Below are 20,390 nucleotides of genomic sequence, written 5' to 3'. Positions count from 1 at the left end.
AATCCAGTTTTTGGATAATAAACAGGCAATAGAAAATAAACTTTCTTTTGCCTGTTTTCACGAATTAATCTGGATTAAATCTGCGTTAATCCGCGTTCCTCTGCGGTTAAAAATAAAAAAATCTAATTCTTATGACAATTAGATTGCACCTCAATTTCTTCACAAACCAATTCAGCAATTTTTTTCGCCGCCCCCGATTCTCCTCGCACCGCACGCAAGCGATCGCCCATTTGTGCTAATTTATCAGGATGGCTCAAATAGTCGATCGCCAATTGAGCAATTACTTCCGGTTCCAGCTTCCCAATTAACTCCGGCACAATCTCCTCCTGTGCCCAAATATTCGGCCAAGCATAAAGCTTTCCCTTTCCCAATTGCCAGATTAGCCAATTAATAGCCGTAGCAAAAACGGAACCGACTAACGGCAAATTTGCCAGCAATCCCGGCAATCCGTCCCAAGCTTTCATCGCATCCAATTGCTGCGTCGGAATCAAAACAATCATCGGTACAGCTAACGAACCCAATTCGGCAGTATTCGCTCCCACAGTAGTTAAACACAGGCTGCATTCAGATAGCAAATCGTAAGCCGGCGTCTGCGTCCAAAGTTCTACTTGCAAGTTATTTGCTGTCTGCAAAAACGGCGGTTCTGTTAACTGAAGTTGGGCGCTAGCGTTCTCAAATAAATGCAGGCAAGGATTTTGTTTGGGGTCGGCAAAACGTGCTAAAGTTTGCACATCTATGGTAGGAGCAACGGGAATTACAAAGCGAGTTTCAGGGCGGAGGCGGTGGATGGATTGGGCGATCGACAAACATAACGGTACACCTAAAGCTAATTTTGCGGCTTTAGAACCGGGCAACAATCCAATTAATTCTATTTTTGTACGAGGCAGAGCCTCTGGATATGCGTTTCCAGGCACAGCCTGGGAACGAGCTACTTCCGCAATTAAATCTCCTACCACTGTAAATTTATTAGCATATTTTTGGGGAATTTTAGCAAAAACTTCTGGTTTCATCGCCGCAAATTTATCAATCCAGCGATACCACCGCGCGTCCCATTCAGCATAAATAACAGTGCGATATTTGAGTCTTTTGCCAATCACAACCGTAAAAAATTGATCGCCGCCTAAAAATAAAACAACTCCTGTTTGATGCCAATCCCAATTTTCAGCAGTTTTGCCCGACAATAAGAATGGAAAAAAATGCTCCGGTGCTTGCACTCTGTCAACTTCTGGGTAGGAAGATGCGATTTGCGCTTCTTTCCCGGTGGCGTGCGGACAGGGGGACAGCACCACAGAGATTCGCGCTTGAGTGCCCGCGTTTCCCAATTGCTGGCGCAAAGCTTGCACGGCGGGACGCACCCAAGTTGCCAATTCTCCGGGACCGTTGGAGAGGATTAAAATATCGACTGTCATAGGATTTAATATTTGAGAGGATACAAGGGAGAATTTATGACAGATTTAATTGATGCCGTCAAGACGGGTGATGTTGCGGCTGTAGAAAGTGCGATCGAACAGCGTGCAGATATCAATGCCAAAGATGAGCAAGGTGAGACAGCTTTGACGGCTGCGGCTGAGGCTGGCAATTCTGCGATCGTCAAAAAATTGCTGGCAGCAGGTGCGGAGGCAAACAGTCAGGATAATGACGGGTGGACGCCGTTAATGAGTGCCGCTGCTGCCGGACATAGCGAGATTGTACAGCTTTTGCTGGAGGCGGGAGCGGATGTGAATGCTAAAACTAATTTTGGTTTGACGGCTTTGATGAGTGCAGCAGGTAGCGGGCGCACTCAAGTTGTGGAATTTTTAATCGATAAAGGAGCTGATATCAAAGCTAAGGATAATAATACTTGGACTGCGTTAATTTGGGCGTCTTCGGAGGGTCACAAAGATGCGGTTGAGGTTTTGAAGCTAGCGCGCGATCGGGCTTAATTATTCACAGGAATTACGCATTAAGGCCAGAGAAACCGGGTTTTTTACCTAATCTGTGGACTATAACGAAGGATTTTCGTAAAAAAACCCGGTTTCTGACTACCCCATGCGTAAGTCCTAAATTCAGAAACTGGGTTGATTCAAGAAACCGGGTTTTTGATTAAACCCGGTTTATGAGAGTCTTTGCATAAATCCTGTTAACATTTCATCAACCCGGTTTCTAGCCCAGCAAGAAAGGATTCCGGTTAAATTCGGTGCTAGGAAATGTCAGTTGTTTCAAATTCAATCCAGCACCTCCCTCAAGAATTGCAATTCTATCTCCTGCTTTTGAGATGACTAAATCTGCACCCACTGGAGATATTTGATAGTCACTGACTTGGCCTGATAGCTGGAGTGCATCTCCCTGACTGGCCTTGAAGTCGCGAATGCGAGCCTCCCCCGGGCCTGAATACAATTCAGAGGTGAAGGGAAAGCCGCCTGGTCCCATCGGAATATTTCCATAAGCTAAAATAAAAGTATCAGCACCTTCGCTGCCAATCAAGGTATCAAATTCGTTGCTGCCGTCACTGAAATAACTGCCATCAAAATCAACTCCAATAATTGTTGTTTTTTCCTTGCCAAAACCAGTCACAATATCATTCCCAGAAGTCCCCACAAAAGTTGCAGATCGATTGGTTTCAAATTGACCAACTTTTGTATACTGATCGAGACCTGAAGCAAAACTTCCTGCTTTAACAGCCGCAGCAACATCGGGATTGTTTGCTAAATATCCAGCTTCCCAAAAGTTATCCAATACAGAAACTTTATCAAAAATTAAGAGCTCGCGCCCCCGATTTACGAAAAACGGCATATTCTGACCGCCCTCGACTATACCTACCGGTGCGAAAGCCCTAATCGGCCCGACACTAATCCTAAAATCTCCATTAGGAGTATTGTTCAACATATAGTTGCCTCGCGTTCCCGCTAGGCGGATTTTATCGGCTTGCGGGTCAAAGTTTTTAATCGTAGCATAGTTGGAGTTGCTAACCCCCCCGTAGAATTGACCCCCATTCACATCGGAAAAATCCCCAACACCGAGCACGAAAGTATCAGTACCGTTACCGCCAATTAGGGTGTCGTTTACGGGGGAGGGAAAACCGGAAGGTTTTTCATAAACTCGATCGCCCGCTGCATTTAAAGATACTTGAATGCCAATGATTTCAACATTTCCCACACCAAATCCCGTTACAATGTCAGTGCCTTTAGTACCGACAAATGTAGCAGATCGGGCTGGCTCAAATTGTCCAAATTTTCGGTAGTGTTCTGAGCCTGTTTTAAAAACTCCCGCCTTTACTGCTGCTGCTACCTCGGGGTTTTTCAGCAAGTATTCTGGTTCAAAAAAGGTGTTCGCATAAAGACCTTCTTTGGCTCCGAATTTGATAAAGTGTTCCAAACCCGATTTGAAAGTGCCGTTCTGTACAAACGGCACAAGTACGGGGTATCGTTTTAAATAAAATGCTTCGTCGTAGTCAGGCGATACTTGGGTGCGGCCTTCATCGTAACCAAACTGGATAAAGTGGTCTAAACCAGAGGCAAAAGGCGCATTTGGATTGTTGGCGCTACGAAGCAGGGGAGCAATATCTTGATTTTGAGATAGATAGGTTTCTTCGTCAAAATACCGCGATACTTTGGTGAGGCCGCCGGCTTGACCGAACTTTTCAAAGTGTTCTCTGCCGGATTTTATAATTCCTGCATCAATGGCTGGTTTGACCCAAGGATATTGCGCAAGGTAGTATTGTTCGTCAAAAATGTCATAATTTGTCATAATTATTTCTCCAAGCTTAGTCTGCTTACTTGTCAATTAAACTTGACCCACTATAAATAACTCTACGAACTCACTATGTCAAGTTAATTATCGTTAAGCCTGTTTTATTATTTTTATGGCAAACACAAAAGTGCGATCGCCCTTTTTGCGAATGTGCGATCGCACCGACAGCATTAATCAGGCAAATCCTGAATAGCTTCGATATTTCTCTATTTCTATCCAAGTAAAAGTATCGAAAAAGAAGATCCTGGTAATTGATTCAACTTGAGATTTCCGCCACCTTCAATAACAGCGATCGTGTCAAAGCTACTAAGTTCGTAAGATCCATTTGGACGCAAGACTGACAAGCCGTTCGTCTGGATAGCTAAATCTCGATTGTTGTTGATAGGAAATATCAAGAATTTATCTAAGGGATCTCCGTCATAATTACCTGATGCTAGCTGGATGCTATCCTGACCTTGGGTAAAATTCCGAATAGTAGCAAAACCCGGCCCGATATAGAGCCTTGTTGGGGAACTGTATAGCTTACCACCACCGCCTACTAAAAGGTCTCCGAGCATGAATTTATCGCGGCCGCTACCGCCAGTGAGAGTATCGAATTCATTACTGCCCTCACTTTCATAATTTCGACCGGGAATGGAAAAGCCATCACTGTTTGCAACATAACCTACTTCAACTCCAATTAATTCGGTATTTCCCACCCCAGCACCGGTGATGATGTCATTGCCGGAAGTTCCGATAAAAGTCGCAGAGCGGCTTGGATCGCTTTTCCCAAAATTGAAGTAGTGTTCGCGACCGGTTTTCCAGGCTCCAGAGTTGACCAACGGCACAATATCGGGGTTTTTCAGTAAGTATTCCGTTTCAAAAAACGAAGTTCCAAACTGACCGTCTTTGATGCCGAATTCAATGAAATGCTGGTAGCCGTTTTTAAAAGTTCCATTCTGAATAAACGGCTGCAACTGTCGGTTACTTGCGAGATAAAACGCTTCGTCATACTCAGGCGATACGCGAGTGCGACCTTCTTCGTAACCGTATTGGATAAAGTGGTCTAGTCCGGTCGCAAAAGGTGCATTTGGGTTGTTGGGGGTGCGGACTAAGGCAGCGATGTCTGGGTTGCCAGCAAGGTAAGTAGCTTCGTCAAAATACCGCGATACTTTAGTTAGGCCGGCGGCTTGACCGAATTTTTCAAAGTGTTCTCTTCCAGATTTGATAACTCCTGCATCAATGGCTGGTTTGACCCAAGGATATTGAGCAAGGTAGTATTTTTCGTCAAAAATTGCGTAACTAGCCATGTTTTCCTACTGCGGCTTTAATTAGCTGTTTATGCAATTTATCAATCATCAGGAACTGACACAATACCCGATCGGGTGATTTTACCCAACAGTCAAATCTCACTTAAGCTCTATGCTTTCTAGCCGAGGAAAGTGAGACCGACTGGAGGACTAAATGGATTTATCATCCCAATCGGTTGCAGAGTTAGACTTGATCCGCCCTGAATTCTGGCAAGTGTATCTCCCGATTTTTGAATTAATAAGTCCGCCCCTGATGGAAATATACTCAGTTCATTAAAGCTTTCCACCAACTGAATAAAATCTTTTCCTTTTTCAAAATTGACAATCCTTGCCTCGCCACTGCCCGTATAGAAATCTACCCGGCTGAGCAAACTACGTCGGTTGTTGGGAACAGCATCTCCGATCACGAAGTAATCAATGCCAGAAGTGCCAATTAATGTATCGAATTCAGTGGTAGTCAGGAAAGGCTCTCTCGTGATGTCATCCAATTTCAAAGCGTCATACTTATTCTTATTAATGCCAAAAGGTGGATTTTGGCCGGCGAAAGCTACTTGCAGTCCTATAATTTTATTTTTTCCCGCTGTAAATCCCGTGACGATATCATTACCGTTGGTTCCTGTAAAAAATCCGTATCGATTTGACTCAAATTGCCCAAATTTTAGATAGTGTTCTCGACCAGTTTTTAAACTTCCAGCCTCCACAACTGCCGCCACATCTGGGTTATCTCCCAAGTAACGTGGTTCAAAGAAAGTTGTCCCGTACCTACCTTCTGTTTTTCCGAATTGGATAAAGTGTTGAAAGCCGGATTTAAAAATTCCGTTCTGCACGAAGGGAGTTATTTCCGGATGGCGCTTTAAATAAAAAACTTCGTCGTAGTCAGGCGATACTCGCGTGCGGCCCTCTTCGTAACCGTATTGGATAAAGTGGTCTAAACCTGAAGCAAAGGGTCGGTTTTGGTTGTTGGCGGTCCGAACAAAGGGTGCAATATCTTGATTTTGAGCTAGATATGTATCTTCGTCAAAATATCGCGATACTTTAGTTAAGCCGGCGGCTTGACCGAATTTTTCAAAGTGTTCTCTTCCAGATTTGATAACTCCTGCATCAATGGCTGGTTTCACCCAAGGATATTGAGCAAGGTAGTATTTTTCGTCAAAAATTGCGTAACTAGCCATGTTTTCCTACTGCGGGTTTAATGAGCTGTTTATGCAATTTATCCATAATCCAGAACTGAGAGAATTACCCGATCGGGTGATTTTACCCAACAGTCAAATCTCACTTAAGCTCTATGCTTTCTAGCCCAGCAAAGTGAGACATACTGGAGGGTTAAAGGAACTTCTCATCCCAATCTGTTGCAGATTTAGATTGGCTACGCTATGAATTATAGCAATTGTATCTCCCGATTTTTTAATTCATAAGTCTCCCCCTGAGAGACAAAGCAAACCCTGAATAGCTTCGAGATTTCTACCCACATACAGCGCTAATAAAACTATACCCTAATAATGGTATAGAATGGTAGAATCAAACTGAGATTTCCGCCACCTTCAATAACAGCGATCGTGTCAGAGGGAGTGGTTTCGGTAACTCCATTGTTAACGACGAGGAAGCCCTTCTTTTGAATAGCTAAATCTCGATTATTGTTGATGGGAAATACCACTAGATCTGAGGAAATCCCTATATCGAGCGTATCCTGACCTTGCGTAAAGTTCCGAATTGTAGCAAAACCCGGCCCGATGTAGGACAGGTCCGTGTCCATCGTCTGTCTACCACTCCCGAAACGGGGACGTCTACGGGTCAACACGAATGTATCGCGGCCGCTACCGCCAGTTAAAGTATCGAATTCATTGCTGCCGTCACTTTCATAATATCGCCCGGGGGAGGAGGGGAAGCCAATACCTTTTGTAGCATAAGCTACTTCAAATCCTATTAATTCGGTATGCCCCACCCCGAAACCAGTGAGGATGTCATTACCGGAAGTTCCCACAAAAGTAGCAGACCGGTTTGGCTCGTTTTTCCCGAAATTGAAGTAGTGTTCGCGACCTGTTTTCAAGGCTCCCGATTCGACAAGCTGCCGAACATCCGAGTTGCTTTCTAAGTATTGTATTTCAAAAAATGAAGTCCCAAACTGATCCTCTTTGAGGCCGAATTCAATGAAATGCTGGTAGCCGTTTTTAAAAGTTCCCTTCTGAATAAACGGCAGCAAAACTCGGTTATTTGCGAGATAAAACGCTTCGTCATACTCAGGCGATACTTGGCGGCGACCCTCTTCGTAACCGTATTGGATAAAGTGGTCTAGTCCGGTCGCAAAAGGCGCGTTAGGGTTGTTGGGGGTGCGGACAAAGGGTTTAAGGTCTGGATTTCCCTCAAGGTAAGTATCTTCGTCAAAATACCGCGATATTTTTGTGAGACCCGCGGCTTGACCAAATTTTTCAAAGTGTTCTCTTCCAGATTTGATGATTCCTGCATCAATGGCTGGTTTGAGCCACGGATATTGCGAAAGGTAGTATTGTTCGTCAAAAATTGCGTAGTTAGCCATGTTTTTCACTTCTCTTCAATTAGCGATCGCAGCGACAGAAGCCAAAGGCAAATCTTTAATAGCTGCGAGATTTCTACCCAAGGAAATATCTAATAACACTAGATCCTGGTAATAGATTCAAATTGAGATTGCCGCCACCTTCAACTACAGCGATTGTGTCAAAGCGACTGGCTATGAAAACTCCATTTTCAACGACGGGGAAGCCATTAGTTTGGATAGCTAAATCTCGATTATTGTTGATTGGAAACACCAATAATTGATCTAAGGGAATCCCTATCTGGATGATATCCTGACCTTGAGTAAAGTTCCGAATTGTAGCAAAACCTGGGCCGATGTAGAACTGTCTGGATGAGAGGGTTCCTCCCCTGAAGCCAACAATGTCACCGAGCACGAATTTATCGCGGCCGCTACCGCCAGTGAGAGTATCGAATTCATTGCTGCCGTCACTTTCATATCGTCGGAGACCGTTAGGGGCTTCTACGTCAACTCCAATTAATTCCACATTCCCCGCCCCGGAACCGGTGAGGATGTCATTGCCGGAAGTTCCCACAAAAGTCGCAGAGCGGCTTGGCTCAAATTGTCCAAACTTGAAGTAGTGTTCCCGACCAGTTTTCAAGGTTCCAGATTCGACAAACTGCCCAATGTCGGGGTGGTTCCCTAAGTATCCCTGTTCAAAAAAAGAAGTAGGCAACCGACCGTCTTTGACCCCGAATTGAATGAAATGCTGGTAGCCATTTTTAAAAGTTCCATTCTGAATAAACGGCAGCAAATCTCGGTTAGTTGCTACATAAAAGGCTTCGTCATACTCCGCCGATACGCGAGTGCGACCTTCTTCGCAACCATATTGGATAAAGTGATCTAAGCCTGTAGCAAAAGGCGCGTTAGGGTTGTTGGGGGTGCGGACAAAGGGTTTAATGTCGGGATTTCCCTCAAGGTAAGTATCTTCGTCAAAATACCGCGATATTTTTGTGAGACCGGCGGCTTGACCAAACTTTTCAAAGTGTTCTCTTCCAGATTTGATGATTCCTGCATCAATCGCTGGTTTCAGCCACGGATATTGCGAAAGGTAGTATTGTTCGTCAAAAATTGCGTAGTTAGCCATATTTTCCTCCTACGGTTTTGATGATTGGGAGCGTCAATACCCATCAGCTTTCCATTCACTCGATCGGCTATCAATAATTTATACAATGCAGACTTTATGAAATGGTTTTAAGTTCCTGGTGAAACATTAATTTTTGTGACACACTAATTATCCGAAGACTTTATTTTTGTGGCGGTAATTATACTTTTTTCTATCCGTTAATTCTCGACAGAAAAAAGTCATTAATCATTAGTATTAACTAATGACTAATGACTAATGACCAATGACCAATGACTATCCAATCAAGAAAGTACCGTTACCGTTAGATTCTTGGAAAGTCAAACCCAAGGTTGCTCCTCCTTCAATCACGCCGAGCACATCTCCAAAACGCTGGATTGACAAATTGTTGCCAACCGGAGTTAGGCTGTAGCCGTTTAATGAAGTTCCTTGCAGTTGGATAAAATCGCTTTCTATGTCGAAGTTGCGAATAGTAGCTTGACCGTTACCCAAATACAGCGGTGTCGGGCTAAAATTCCCGGATGTAGCAGGAACTCCGAGTACGAATGTATTAGTTCCCGGAGCACCAATCAAGACATCGAATTCATTGGTGCCAAAGCTTTCATACTGTCGGTTGCGTTGCGAATCTAGACCTACTTCCACTCCCACGAGTTCGACATCGCCGACGCCAACACCAGTTAAAACATCGTTGCTGCGGCTGCCGACAAAAGTTGCGTCGCGGGCCGGCTCGTTTTTCCCGAAATTGAAGAAGTGGTCCCGACCGGTTCTCAAGGTTCCAGAGTTGACAAACGGCACGATGTCGGGGTTTTCTTTTAAGTATTCCGGTTCAAAAAATGAAGTCCCAAACCGACCGTCTTTGATTCCGAATTTAATGAAATGGTCGAAGCCTGATTTGAAAGTTCCGTTCTGAACGAACGGTCGGACATCTGAGTTGTTTGCTAAATAAAAATTTTCGTCGTACTCAGGCGATACTTGGGTGCGGCGCTGTCCTTCATCGTAACCGAACTGGATAAAGTGATCGAGGCCGGTCGCAAAAGGTGCGTTTGGATTGACTGTGCGGACAAAGGGTGCTAGGTCTGGATTCCCAGCAAGGTAAGCATTTTCGTCAAAATAACGCGATACTTTAGTTAAACCGCCTTCTCGCCCGAATTTTTCAAAGTGTTCTCTCCCGGATTTGATGACTCCTGCGTCAATGGCTGGTTTGACCCAAGGATATGAGGCGAGGTAGAATTGTTCGTCGAAAATTGCGTAGTTAGCCATGTTATCCCCTTAAGGTTTTGATGAGTTTGAGAGTTTATAGCAATTAACTTTCCATGAACTCGATCGCCGATCAGGAATTTACACAAAACATATGTGATGAAATGGTTTTAAATTCCTGGTAAAATGTCAACTTTTTTGACTCAGCAATTATCCGAAGGTTACATTCTGCCTTCACAAATTATGCCTTTTTTCCATCAGTTAATTGCTCGACCGCAAGTTTAATCAATTCTACAAAACTTGGAACTTTTTTCAGGATTTATTTTTCAATGGTTGATTAATTTTTAATTATTTTTATCCAACTAATTAATCCTATACATACTAAATATTTTTTGTCAAGTAAATTTTTGTAAATAAAATCTGGAGTATTTGCTCAAGGAATTTATCAAAAAATGTAACGAAAATTTGACCTAAATTTGTCGAATTGTGTCATGTGCAGGCTCAAATCGCCTAATGGCAAGCGTTTTCTGGTAAAAATGCTTATGGGATAAAAAAATTCCCGATTCCCGAAAACAGCATCTTAAAGGAGCCTAACCGGATGTTCACTCACGTCAAGCCCACCATTCGCCACGTTGTGCCGGAAAACTTGCAGGGGCGATCGCTCATGAAGGTGGTCTATGTCGTACTGGAACCGCAGTATCAAAGCGCCCTGTCCGCAGCGGTTCGATCGATAAACCAGAAAAATCCGAATCTGGCAATAGAAATCAGTGGCTACCTGATCGAGGAACTCCGCAGCCCGGAAAATTACGAGGCCTTCAAGCGGGATGTGGCGGATGCCAATGTATTTATTGCTTCTCTAATTTTCATCGAAGATTTGGCAGAAAAAGTGGTAGCGGCAGTGGAACCGCTGCGCGACAGCTTGGATGTCGCCGTCGTCTTCCCGTCGATGCCAGGGGTGATGCGGCTAAATAAAATGGGCAGTTTCTCGATGGCACAGTTGGGACAAAGCAAAAGTGCGATCGGCGAATTCATGAAAAAACGGAAGGAAAAATCCGGGAGTTCCTTCCAAGACGGAATGCTGAAACTGCTGCAAACTTTGCCGAAAGTCCTGAAATATTTGCCCATCGACAAAGCCCAAGATGCGCGCAACTTCATGCTGAGTTTCCAGTATTGGCTGGGCGGTTCCCAAGAAAACTTGGAAAACTTCTTGCTGATGCTGTCACATAAATATGTCTTCAAAGGCCAGGAACAGCTAACTTTTCAAGAGCCCGTTGTCTACCCGGATATGGGAATTTGGCATCCTTTGGCACCGTCGATGTTTGAGGATGTAAAAGGATACCTCACTTGGTATAACGCCCGCAAAGATATTTCCGCAGACCTCAAAGACCCCCTCGCGCCTTGCATCGGCTTGGTGTTGCAGCGGACTCACTTAGTCACGGGAGATGACGCGCACTATGTAGCAATGGTGCAGGAATTGGAGGCAATGGGGGCGCGGGTGGTGCCGATTTTTGCCGGCGGTTTGGACTTCTCGAAACCAGTCGAAACTTTCTTCTTGGAAGTTGGAACCAAAGGTGTTGCGCCGCTGCCGATAGTTGATGCGGTGGTTTCTCTGACTGGTTTTGCTTTGGTGGGCGGCCCGGCGAAACAAGATCACCCGAAGGCGATCGAGACTTTGAAAAAGCTAAACTGCCCTTACATGGTGGCTTTGCCGCTGGTTTTCCAAACGACGGAAGAGTGGGAAAATAGCGATTTAGGCTTGCACCCGATTCAAGTTGCTTTGCAAATTGCCATTCCTGAGTTGGATGGCGCGATCGAACCGATTATTTTGTCGGGAAGAGATGGCGCAACTGGCAAGGCGATCGCCCTGCAAGACCGGATCGAAGCAATTTCCCAGCGCGCCATGAAATGGGCAATGCTGCGCCGCAAACCAAAATTAGATAAAAAAGTTGCGATCACAGTTTTCAGTTTCCCGCCCGACAAAGGCAACGTCGGAACAGCCGCTTATTTGGACGTTTTCGGCTCGATTTACCAAGTCTTGAAAGCCTTAAAAGGCAACGGTTACGACTTGCCAGAATTGCCGGAGTCCGCCGAAAAACTGATGCAAGAAGTCATCCACGACGCAACAGCCCAATACCAAAGTCCCGAATTAAATGTTGCTTACCGGATGTCTGTAGCTGAATACGAAGAATTCACTCCTTACTCGGAACGCTTGCAAGAAAATTGGGGCCCGCCTCCGGGACATTTGAACAGCGACGGACAAAATTTGCTGATTTTCGGCAAACATTTCGGCAATGTGTTTATCGGAGTGCAACCTACTTTTGGATACGAAGGCGATCCGATGCGGTTGTTATTCTCTCGTTCCGCCAGCCCGCACCACGGTTTTGCTGCTTACTATACATATTTGGAGCGCATTTGGGGTGCGGATGCGGTGCTGCACTTTGGCACTCACGGTTCGCTAGAATTCATGCCAGGTAAGCAGATGGGAATGTCTGGGGAATGTTATCCCGACAGTTTGATCGGCAAAATTCCTAACCTCTATTATTACGCCGCCAACAATCCCAGCGAGGCAACAATTGCTAAGCGCCGCAGTTATGCTGAAACAATCAGCTATCTGACTCCTCCGGCTGAAAATGCTGGTTTGTACAAAGGTTTGCAGGAACTAAGCGAGTTAATTGCTTCTTATCAAACTTTGAAAGAGACTGGGCGCGGTGTGCCGATTGTTGATGCGATCGTCGAAAAATGCCGTTTGGTGAATTTGGACAAGGATATCGCCCTACCTCCGGAACAAGAAAGAGGGGTTGCTGCGGGAATGACTGCCGAGGAACGCGACAATTTAGTTGGCTTGGTTTACCGCAAGTTGATGGAAATTGAGTCGCGGTTGTTACCTTGCGGTTTGCACGTTATCGGTAAGCCACCGACTGCGGAAGAGGCGATCGCAACTTTGGTGAATATCGCCAATTTAGACCGCGAAGAAGACGGGCTGATCAGCTTGCCGCGGATTATTGCTAACAGTCTCGGACGCGATATCGGCGAAATTTACAGCAACAGCGACAAAGGCATTTTAAGTGATGTCGAATTGCTGCAAAATATCACGTTGGCCTGTCGGGATGCCGTTGGCGCTTTGGTGAAGGAACAAACCGACGCTGAGGGCAGAGTTTCCCTTGTTTCTAAGTTGAATTTCTTCAACATGGGCAAGAAAACCCCTTGGGTTGAAGCCTTGCACGCCGCAGGTTACAAAAAAATCGATCCAGAACCGATTAAACCGCTGTTTGAGTATCTGGAATTCTGCTTGCAGCAAGTTTGTGCCGACAACGAATTAGGCGCTTTGTTGCGCGCGTTAGAAGGCGAGTATGTTCTGCCTGGCCCCGGTGGCGATCCGATTCGCAACCCGGATGTTTTGCCGACTGGTAAGAATATGCACGCTTTGGACCCGCAGTCAATCCCTACAACGGGGGCGGTTAAGTCTGCTAAGATTGTAGTCGATCGGCTGTTAGAAAGACAGCGCGTTGATAACGGCGGAAATTACCCAGAAACGATCGCCGTTGTGTTGTGGGGAACCGACAACATCAAGACTTACGGCGAATCCCTCGCCCAAGTAATGTGGATGGTGGGAGTGAAGCCAGTTCCAGACGCATTGGGCCGGGTAAACAAACTCGAATTGCTTTCTTTAGAAGAGTTGGGACGCCCTCGAATCGACGTAGTAATTAACTGTTCCGGCGTATTCCGCGACTTGTTCATCAACCAAATGAACTTGTTAGATAAAGCCGTGAAAATGGCAGCGGAAGCCGACGAACCGTTAGAGATGAACTTCGTCCGCAAACACGCCCTGAAGCAAGCGGAAGAAATGGGAATCAACCTGCGACAAGCAGCAACCCGGGTATTTTCCAATGCCTCTGGTTCCTATTCATCTAACATCAACTTGGCGGTGGAAAACAGCACTTGGGAAAGCGAAGCCGAGTTGCAGGAAATGTACTTAACTCGCAAATCCTTCGCCTTTTCTTCCGACAATCCCGGAACAATGGAACAAGACCGGAAGATTTTTGAATCCTCCTTGAAAACTGCGGAAGTCACTTTCCAAAACTTGGATTCGGCGGAGATTTCCCTAACCGACGTGTCGCACTATTTCGACTCCGATCCGACTAAATTGATCGGCAGTTTGCGCGCAGATGGGAAGCAACCGACATCCTTTGTTGCTGATACAACCACAGCCAACGCGCAGGTGCGGACGCTATCAGAAACCGTGCGTTTAGATTCGCGGACTAAGCTGCTGAATCCGAAGTGGTACGAGGGGATGCTGTCGCACGGTTATGAAGGCGTGCGCGAGATTTCTAAGCGTCTGGTGAATACGACTGGATGGAGTGCGACGGCGGGCGCTGTGGATAATTGGGTGTATGAGGATGTTAACACTACGTTTATCCAAGATGAGGAGATGCAGAAGCGTTTGCTTAACTTAAATCCTCATTCGTTCCGCAAGATTGTCAGCACTTTGCTTGAGGTGAATGGCCGGGGCTATTGGGAGACTTCGGAGAACAATTTGGACAGGTTGCGTGAACTTTATCAGGAGGTGGAAGACAGGATTGAGGGGGTAGAATAGTTATCAGATTTATGGGGCTGACATTTCTGTCAGCCTCAACAATTTTTCTAGGCTGCTGACATAAGATATAAAAACATGGATTGAGCACTCAATAAGTAACTGTCTATCTCAGGACTTACGGAATTCGGACAGTTTGGGGATGCGGTCAAGGGCGATCGATATATCGATATAATTAAATTAGATCCATTAACGAGGTAAACTATGCCACTAACTGCAACCGAATATAAATACGTAGAATTAGATGAGAAGAATGTGCCTATCATCACAGGGACTACTATGAAAGTAGTTGAATTAATGACTTCGGTAAAAGCTTACAGCTTGAGTCCTGAAGAATTACTGGAAAGCTATCCTCACCTAACTTTGAGTAAAATTTACTCTGCCTTAGCTTACTACTGGGATCATAAACAAGACCTTGATGCAGATATGCAGCGCCGATTCGAGTATGCCGAAAAGTTGCGATTAGAAGCGGGTGAATCTCCTTTGGCTAAAAAACTCCGCGCCCAAGGACTAATTAAATGAGTATAGCTTTGTACATGGATGAGAATGTGCCTCTACCGATTACAAATGGACTGAGACAAAGAGATGTAGATGTTTTGAGAGCTCAAGAAGATAACCATCAAAACACGCCAGACCCTATTATACTCGATCGCGCAACGGATCTTCAGCGCGTTGTTTTTACACAAGACGAAGATTTTTTAGCCATAGCTAACAGCCGCCAGCAAGAAGAAGTAAATTTTGCTGGCGTCATCTATGCCCATCAACAGAATGTAACTTTTGGTGATTGCATTCGTGACTTGGAAATTATTGCTAAGGTTAGCGAACCTGAAGATTTAGTTAACCGCGTTCAGTACCTACCTTTATAGCCAACCCTGGCAAATAAAAAATCGTAAGGTGCGTCGCCTTCTCTCATCTCAAGTTTCATGAAATATCTCATAGAGTATTCTCGATGAAAGTGGTGTTTGTTCCAGTCTCAAGTAGTCTGGGCGCGAGATTAGCTCACCTTATTGACATTGATATCATATTATGATATCATAGGTCAATTATAATAACAAATAAATTTTTTAAGGAACTAAATAATAAACAGCGTAAGATTTTAGAAGCAATTTTTACAGATCCTATACCAGCTAATATTAATTGGCAAGATATTGAAAATTTATTTACAGCACTCCGTGCTACTGTTACTCAAGGTTCAGGTTCGCGGGTTCGGATTTTATTAAATGAGGTTAGAGCTGTATTTCACGAACCACATCCTCAAAAAGAGACAGATAAAGGAGCCGTTAAATCAGTCAGAGAATTTTTGATAAAGGCGGGGGTTGAACCATGATGACTTAGCTGTTAACGGGAAAATCATTGCGGATTGCCCAAATTAACAAGGGCATTAGTATAAAAAATATCCGCCACAACTGTCACTTATTGAAATAGGAAGAAGTATTACAGCCATGATGACTTACAAAGGTTACAGTGCTAGCATTGAAGTAGATTTAGAAGCGGAAATTCTTTTCGGGCGAGTCCTCGATATTAATGACGTAGTGACTTTTAAGGCACAAACTATTGAAGAAGCTCGCCAAGAATTCCAAAATTCGATCGATGATTATCTAGAGTTTTGCAAAGAATTAGGACAGGAACCTGATAAACCATTTTCAGGTAAACTTCCCTTCCGCACTACTCCCGAACATCACCGCAAAATATTTATTGCGGCCAAGAAGGCTGGCAAAAGTATTAACAACTGGATGGATGAGGTTTTAATTAAAGCAGCCGAGCAAGCAATTAACACTTAATTAACGTAGGATAATGAAGTACGAAGTAATCATTTACTGGAGTGAGCAAGACCAGGCTTTTATTGCAAAAGTGCCTGAATTGCCGGGATGTGCTGCGGATGGGGAAACTTATCAAGAAGCATTGCAAAATCTAGAGATTATTATGCAGGAGTGGGTTGAGACTGCTCGGCAATTAGGGCGATCGATCCCTCAACCTAAAGGTAGATTAATGTTCGCATAATAGAGCAAGGTTGCCGCCCTTTTTAATTCGATCGGTTAGAAAGATACTGAGTTTTCACATACTGTTTCATCACAGAATTCAAAATAAATAAAGTTATCTTTTCCCGTTCTACAGCATCCAATAAAAACCGATTTCCAAGAGAGCGCACTGCATTGACTATTTCTGACGGCGAAAATGGTATTTTGTTGAAAATTTGCGACACAGCAAGGGGTTCAGGTTGATTAGCCAGGTGAGTCATCACTGCCAACTCTGCCGGAGTCAAACGGCCAAAAGGTTTAGATAACTGAGATTGCAACCCTTCATCTAAAATCGGCATCTCGCACTGCAAAAACTCAGAAACTCTCCCCCCAAACAACTCTTGAATCAGCGTTGCAGTGAACTCCAACCACAGAGGATTGCCTTGATAAATATCAATCAATGTTTCCCATGTTTCCTCATCGGATAACTTTTGTGAGTTCAAAATCTCTTTAGCTGCTACTCCTAAACTTCCCAATACAAAACATCGCACGGGATGATTATCTTTTGAGAATCTGGCAATTTCTCTGGGTTTTTCCCAACTATTCAATATCAAACAACTTTGATGACAAACTTCGGCAATTAATTTAAAAAATAACTGATAATCTTCATATCCAGTTTTATATTGTCCTGCGAGTTGTCCGCTGCCCAAAAGCATCTGCACGTCATCGAGGACAATCAGACATCTGTACTTTCGCAGGTAATCGAGGATTTGGGAAATTTTGGTTTCGATGCTTTGGGGAGTTTCTGATTGTTGGGAAAAGATTTGCAGCAGGTTGGTGAGGGTTGCATCGAGAGTAGGGGAAAAGCGGAGGCTGCGATAGATGACGTAATCGAATTGGGTTTTGATGCGATCGATTAGGCTTAGGGAGAGGGTGGTTTTGCCGATGCCGCTGATTCCCAGGAGTGCGATGAGGCGAGTGCGATCGCCCGTTATCCAGTTTTCGAGGGTGGAGAGTTCAGAAGTGCGATCGAAAAACCTGAAGATTTCGGGTGCGTCGCCTAAGTCGATGTGGGGTTGAGTTGGGGTTTGTTGGGGGTTTTGGGAAGGTGTGGGACTTCTCGCCCTTTCTTGACAAATGTTGACGTTATGATTAACTGTTCCATAATTTTCACCAATAGCTGATGAATGATTATAAAATTTCGCTCTTTCTAGTATTGCTCTAACATTTACCTTGCTAACTTCTTCGCCGAAGACATCTGATAGTATCTTCCATAATTCAGAAGCGGCCACCCTAACATAACCTTCACTACAATCACGGTCTTGCGCTATTTTTGTTGCATATTTTCGACCTTGGAGGGTTTCTTTTAAAATAGCTTCTTGCAGGTCGTCTAAGTGCTTCCCTGTTTGAGAAAAAACTTTTTCATCGGCAAATCTTAAGACTTCATTAAGCTCCATAGATCGCGTCTGGGGTAATTTTTACTGATTATAACTTATTTTTTATAACTTTTTAGATAACAAAACATAACATTTTCTAAAGTGAGTTGGTGGGCGATGGGCCAAAGTGGTCATTGTATGATTTTTGGAGTAGAGGTTGGTTGCACTGAGGGCGATCGGGCTACATCCGTTATTGTGGATATTTTGGGCATTTGCGGGGCGTCTGGGGTCAGTCCCGACATCTCTGACTTACTCAACCTCATGAACATACCATATTCAGCGTTACAGAACTCAACCAAATGGAAACTGTCCCTGTAAAAATCTCAGATATTCGAGTCCCAAATAGAAGCGAACTCATTGAAGGAAAAATAAGGTCAATAGAAAATCCTCCTGACTCTATCTCAAGTCTGCTTCACGACGAAACAGATCCTATAACTCTCCATAAAGGTACACCACCTTACGAAGTTTATAGTGGAAGACACAGAGTTTATGTAGCCAATCAAAAGGGGATTAAGATAACTCCGGCGGTTTTCAATTAATCAGATATAACGCTTTTATTGTGAAAAAATTAGAGGGTTAATGGAACGCGATAGCCAACATTTATAGCAAAAGTTAAATGTTAGGCGATAACTTCACCAAACCTGCTAGTCAGAGTTCAGTTAATACTGAGATTGAGTTGAATCTTACAAACATCAATGGAGTAGTTATGGCTAGAAAACACATGGGTACAGTTAAAACGCCGACAGATTCTTCTTACGATTATTATTGGGACGAGGATACTGGCGAAGTATATGTTGGTCCTAACTCTGCGGGTAAAGCCTCATCCGCTGAGGAAGCTTGGCGTAAAGCTAATTTCTACGCAACTACGCTTCAGAAATGGAAGGATTGATTGAGAAAAATTGCGATCGCCCACATTTACAGGAAAAGTTAAAGCTTGGGCAATCGCTCAAAGTATACTGGTTGGTAGCGAAAAAGATCTTAAATTATTTTAGTGTAAAGATGAGAATGTAAAGATGAGTAAATTATTTGAAAACCCAGGTGATTATTTATCTGTTGGTACCGCTAGACTGTTTAATAATGCTATAGAAAAAACTTCTGACGGCCAAAAATATCAAGAATCAGGCTACTACAAAAAGGCTCTTGAAAAATATAACTCTGCTTTAAAATTCTACGAAGGTTTTTTTTGTTTTTGCGAATCAAAAGAAGGTGGCATGATTTTTCTCGCAAGCCAAATCATCTTACTTTTTGTGATGCTTAGCTTCATCGACAAAGTGAAAAAGTGTTATGATGAACTCAACGAACCTTATAAAGCACTGATATTCCAAAAAAAAGTTGATGAAATAGTAGAGACAATTGGTAAATATGAAAACAAGTTAGAACCAGAATATTTGGTTATTTATAAAAATACGATTGAAGCAAGTTATAACAAATGGTCTGATGAAGAAAATGCGATAACAGATAAATGCAGGGACTTTGTAGAAAATACATATAAAGTCGAGGATTATTCAGACGATCCCATATTCATAGAACTGGTGGCAAACTTTGACAAATGTTGTTCCTATAAAACATTTCTTGTACCATCCAAAGCAGTTAGTGTTAGTAGTTCTAGTAGCTCTTCTAGTAGCTCTTGCTTCATTGCCACAGCAGCTTATTCTACTTCCACACACCCCGATATAGACACATTCCGCAATTTCCGTGACAAAAAACTTTTAACTAATCCTGTAGGTAAAGGATTAGTCAGCCTATACTACAATATCAGCCCTAGCATCGCTAACTATGTGAAGAGGCAACCAGTCATCAAAAGCTTTTTAAGACAACAGCTAGAGCGTTTAGCTGAGTGGATGCGTAGCCGAGAAGTTAAAAGTTAGTACAGTTTTAAAAAAAACTATTTAACAAGCAGCGGGGAAATATGATCGTCCTTATCTTCCCAAAGTGCGATCGCTCTTATTTATAGACATCACCGCGAGAACCAATCGGAGTCACAACATATACCTGGTTATCCGTATCTTCTACAAAAAGTATCCGATATTTACCCACTCGCAGCCGGAACTCAAGACGACCTTTGAGAGGCTGAATGTCAAGTCCTGTCGAGTCTGTCACCAGCGCATCTAAAGCCTTAACAATACGCACTCGATCATCCAGTTGCATCCGTTGTAAATACCGCTGTGCTGATTTTAGGAGAATGTAGTCAGTCACTTTTTTCTCCGAACAGCTTCAACTTAAGTTCTTTTGAGGAGATTCCCCGATCGCGCCCCGCGAAATAATCTGCTAATGCTGCTTGACTTTCCGCTATCTCTTGGGCTGAAACCACCTCATCATCGCCTTCAACTTCCACCCCCCGATCAACGATCTTTCTTAATTCCTCTAATAATCGGAGTTGGTCAGACAGGGCGAGGCCTTGAACTTGAGTCAGTACCTCATTATAAGTCGGCATAGACTTTTTACTGGTATTTTTTAGCTCTAACTCTAATATATACTGATTTTGGCAGGAAGTGCGATGCCCTTATCTTCCCAAAGTGCGATCGCCCTTATCTTCCCCAAGTGCGATCGCCCCTTTT

The 20,390-nt window shown here is 43.9% G+C and carries 19 protein-coding genes; 9 read left to right on the top strand and 10 right to left on the bottom strand.

Going from position 1 to position 20,390, the window contains the following annotated elements; translation table 11 throughout:
- Positions 1-122: 122 nt before the first annotated feature.
- Positions 123-1,409 (bottom strand): lipid-A-disaccharide synthase, encoded by a 1,287-nt coding sequence (locus QUB30_RS03800; protein WP_333329283.1) that lies wholly within the window; start codon positions 1,407-1,409, stop codon positions 123-125.
- A gap of 36 nt (positions 1,410-1,445) precedes the next feature.
- On the opposite strand from QUB30_RS03800, the gene QUB30_RS03795 reads away from it, so the two are divergent.
- A complete protein-coding gene (locus tag QUB30_RS03795; protein WP_333329280.1) occupies positions 1,446-1,922 on the top strand; it encodes an ankyrin repeat domain-containing protein in 477 nt (158 codons plus the stop codon).
- A 220-nt stretch (positions 1,923-2,142) separates the two neighbouring features.
- Here QUB30_RS03795 and QUB30_RS03790 read toward each other — a convergent pair whose 3' ends face one another.
- The 6 genes from QUB30_RS03790 to QUB30_RS03765 all read right to left on the bottom strand — a co-directional run bounded on the left by QUB30_RS03790 (position 2,143) and on the right by QUB30_RS03765 (position 9,910).
- Positions 2,143-3,726, bottom strand: coding sequence for a hypothetical protein (locus QUB30_RS03790; RefSeq protein ID WP_333329277.1), 1,584 nt, complete (start codon positions 3,724-3,726; stop codon positions 2,143-2,145).
- 215 nt (positions 3,727-3,941) lie between these two features.
- The gene (locus tag QUB30_RS03785) at positions 3,942-5,018 is read right to left on the bottom strand and encodes a calcium-binding protein (RefSeq protein ID WP_333329274.1); all 1,077 of its coding nucleotides are present in this window, start codon (positions 5,016-5,018) and stop codon (positions 3,942-3,944) included.
- Between the two features lie 119 nt (positions 5,019-5,137).
- On the bottom strand, positions 5,138-6,190 hold the full coding sequence (locus QUB30_RS03780; protein WP_333329272.1) for a calcium-binding protein: 1,053 nt from the start codon (positions 6,188-6,190) through the stop codon (positions 5,138-5,140).
- Positions 6,191-6,504: 314 nt separating this feature from the next.
- On the bottom strand, positions 6,505-7,551 hold the full coding sequence (locus tag QUB30_RS03775) for a calcium-binding protein (RefSeq protein ID WP_333329269.1): 1,047 nt from the start codon (positions 7,549-7,551) through the stop codon (positions 6,505-6,507).
- A gap of 73 nt (positions 7,552-7,624) precedes the next feature.
- Complete coding sequence (locus QUB30_RS03770) at positions 7,625-8,653, bottom strand: calcium-binding protein (protein ID WP_333329266.1); 1,029 nt, start codon at positions 8,651-8,653, stop codon at positions 7,625-7,627.
- Between the two features lie 273 nt (positions 8,654-8,926).
- Complete coding sequence (locus QUB30_RS03765; protein ID WP_333329263.1) at positions 8,927-9,910, bottom strand: calcium-binding protein; 984 nt, start codon at positions 9,908-9,910, stop codon at positions 8,927-8,929.
- A gap of 535 nt (positions 9,911-10,445) precedes the next feature.
- Between QUB30_RS03765 and QUB30_RS03760 the strand changes: the two genes are divergently transcribed.
- From QUB30_RS03760 to QUB30_RS03735, 6 genes are all read left to right on the top strand, one after another.
- Positions 10,446-14,441: a magnesium chelatase subunit H gene (locus QUB30_RS03760; protein ID WP_333329260.1), complete on the top strand. Its 3,996-nt coding sequence runs from the start codon at positions 10,446-10,448 to the stop codon at positions 14,439-14,441.
- Positions 14,442-14,642: 201 nt separating this feature from the next.
- On the top strand, positions 14,643-14,960 hold the full coding sequence (locus QUB30_RS03755) for a DUF433 domain-containing protein (protein ID WP_333237946.1): 318 nt from the start codon (positions 14,643-14,645) through the stop codon (positions 14,958-14,960).
- A complete protein-coding gene (locus QUB30_RS03750; protein ID WP_333237943.1) occupies positions 14,957-15,304 on the top strand; it encodes a DUF5615 family PIN-like protein in 348 nt (115 codons plus the stop codon). The genes QUB30_RS03755 and QUB30_RS03750 overlap by 4 nt, the downstream gene beginning before the upstream one ends.
- Before the next feature lie 176 nt (positions 15,305-15,480).
- Positions 15,481-15,765, top strand: a complete 285-nt coding sequence (locus QUB30_RS03745) for a type II toxin-antitoxin system HicA family toxin (RefSeq protein WP_333329590.1) — start codon at positions 15,481-15,483, stop codon at positions 15,763-15,765.
- A 115-nt stretch (positions 15,766-15,880) separates the two neighbouring features.
- Positions 15,881-16,219, top strand: a complete 339-nt coding sequence (locus tag QUB30_RS03740) for a type II toxin-antitoxin system HicB family antitoxin (RefSeq protein WP_293206837.1) — start codon at positions 15,881-15,883, stop codon at positions 16,217-16,219.
- 13 nt (positions 16,220-16,232) lie between these two features.
- Positions 16,233-16,439, top strand: coding sequence for a type II toxin-antitoxin system HicB family antitoxin (locus tag QUB30_RS03735; protein WP_333329252.1), 207 nt, complete (start codon positions 16,233-16,235; stop codon positions 16,437-16,439).
- Between the two features lie 22 nt (positions 16,440-16,461).
- Here QUB30_RS03735 and QUB30_RS03730 read toward each other — a convergent pair whose 3' ends face one another.
- Entirely contained in the window at positions 16,462-17,853 is a 1,392-nt protein-coding gene (locus QUB30_RS03730) for an ATP-binding protein (protein WP_333329249.1), read from the bottom strand.
- Positions 17,854-18,538: 685 nt separating this feature from the next.
- Between QUB30_RS03730 and QUB30_RS03725 the strand changes: the two genes are divergently transcribed.
- Entirely contained in the window at positions 18,539-18,721 is a 183-nt protein-coding gene (locus tag QUB30_RS03725) for a hypothetical protein (RefSeq protein ID WP_333329247.1), read from the top strand.
- A 124-nt stretch (positions 18,722-18,845) separates the two neighbouring features.
- Positions 18,846-19,700, top strand: a complete 855-nt coding sequence (locus tag QUB30_RS03720) for a CFI-box-CTERM domain-containing protein (protein ID WP_333329244.1) — start codon at positions 18,846-18,848, stop codon at positions 19,698-19,700.
- Positions 19,701-19,776: 76 nt separating this feature from the next.
- Here QUB30_RS03720 and QUB30_RS03715 read toward each other — a convergent pair whose 3' ends face one another.
- Complete coding sequence (locus QUB30_RS03715; RefSeq protein WP_333329241.1) at positions 19,777-20,028, bottom strand: type II toxin-antitoxin system RelE/ParE family toxin; 252 nt, start codon at positions 20,026-20,028, stop codon at positions 19,777-19,779.
- Complete coding sequence (locus QUB30_RS03710; protein WP_333329238.1) at positions 20,021-20,266, bottom strand: hypothetical protein; 246 nt, start codon at positions 20,264-20,266, stop codon at positions 20,021-20,023. The genes QUB30_RS03715 and QUB30_RS03710 overlap by 8 nt, the downstream gene beginning before the upstream one ends.
- Between the last annotated feature and the right edge of the window lie 124 nt (positions 20,267-20,390).

This window comes from Microcoleus sp. BROC3 (genome assembly GCF_036702515.1).
Classification (GTDB): domain Bacteria; phylum Cyanobacteriota; class Cyanobacteriia; order Cyanobacteriales; family Microcoleaceae; genus Microcoleus.
Note: the sequence above shows the minus strand (reverse complement) of the source record. Positions and strands in the feature narration are given on the sequence as shown.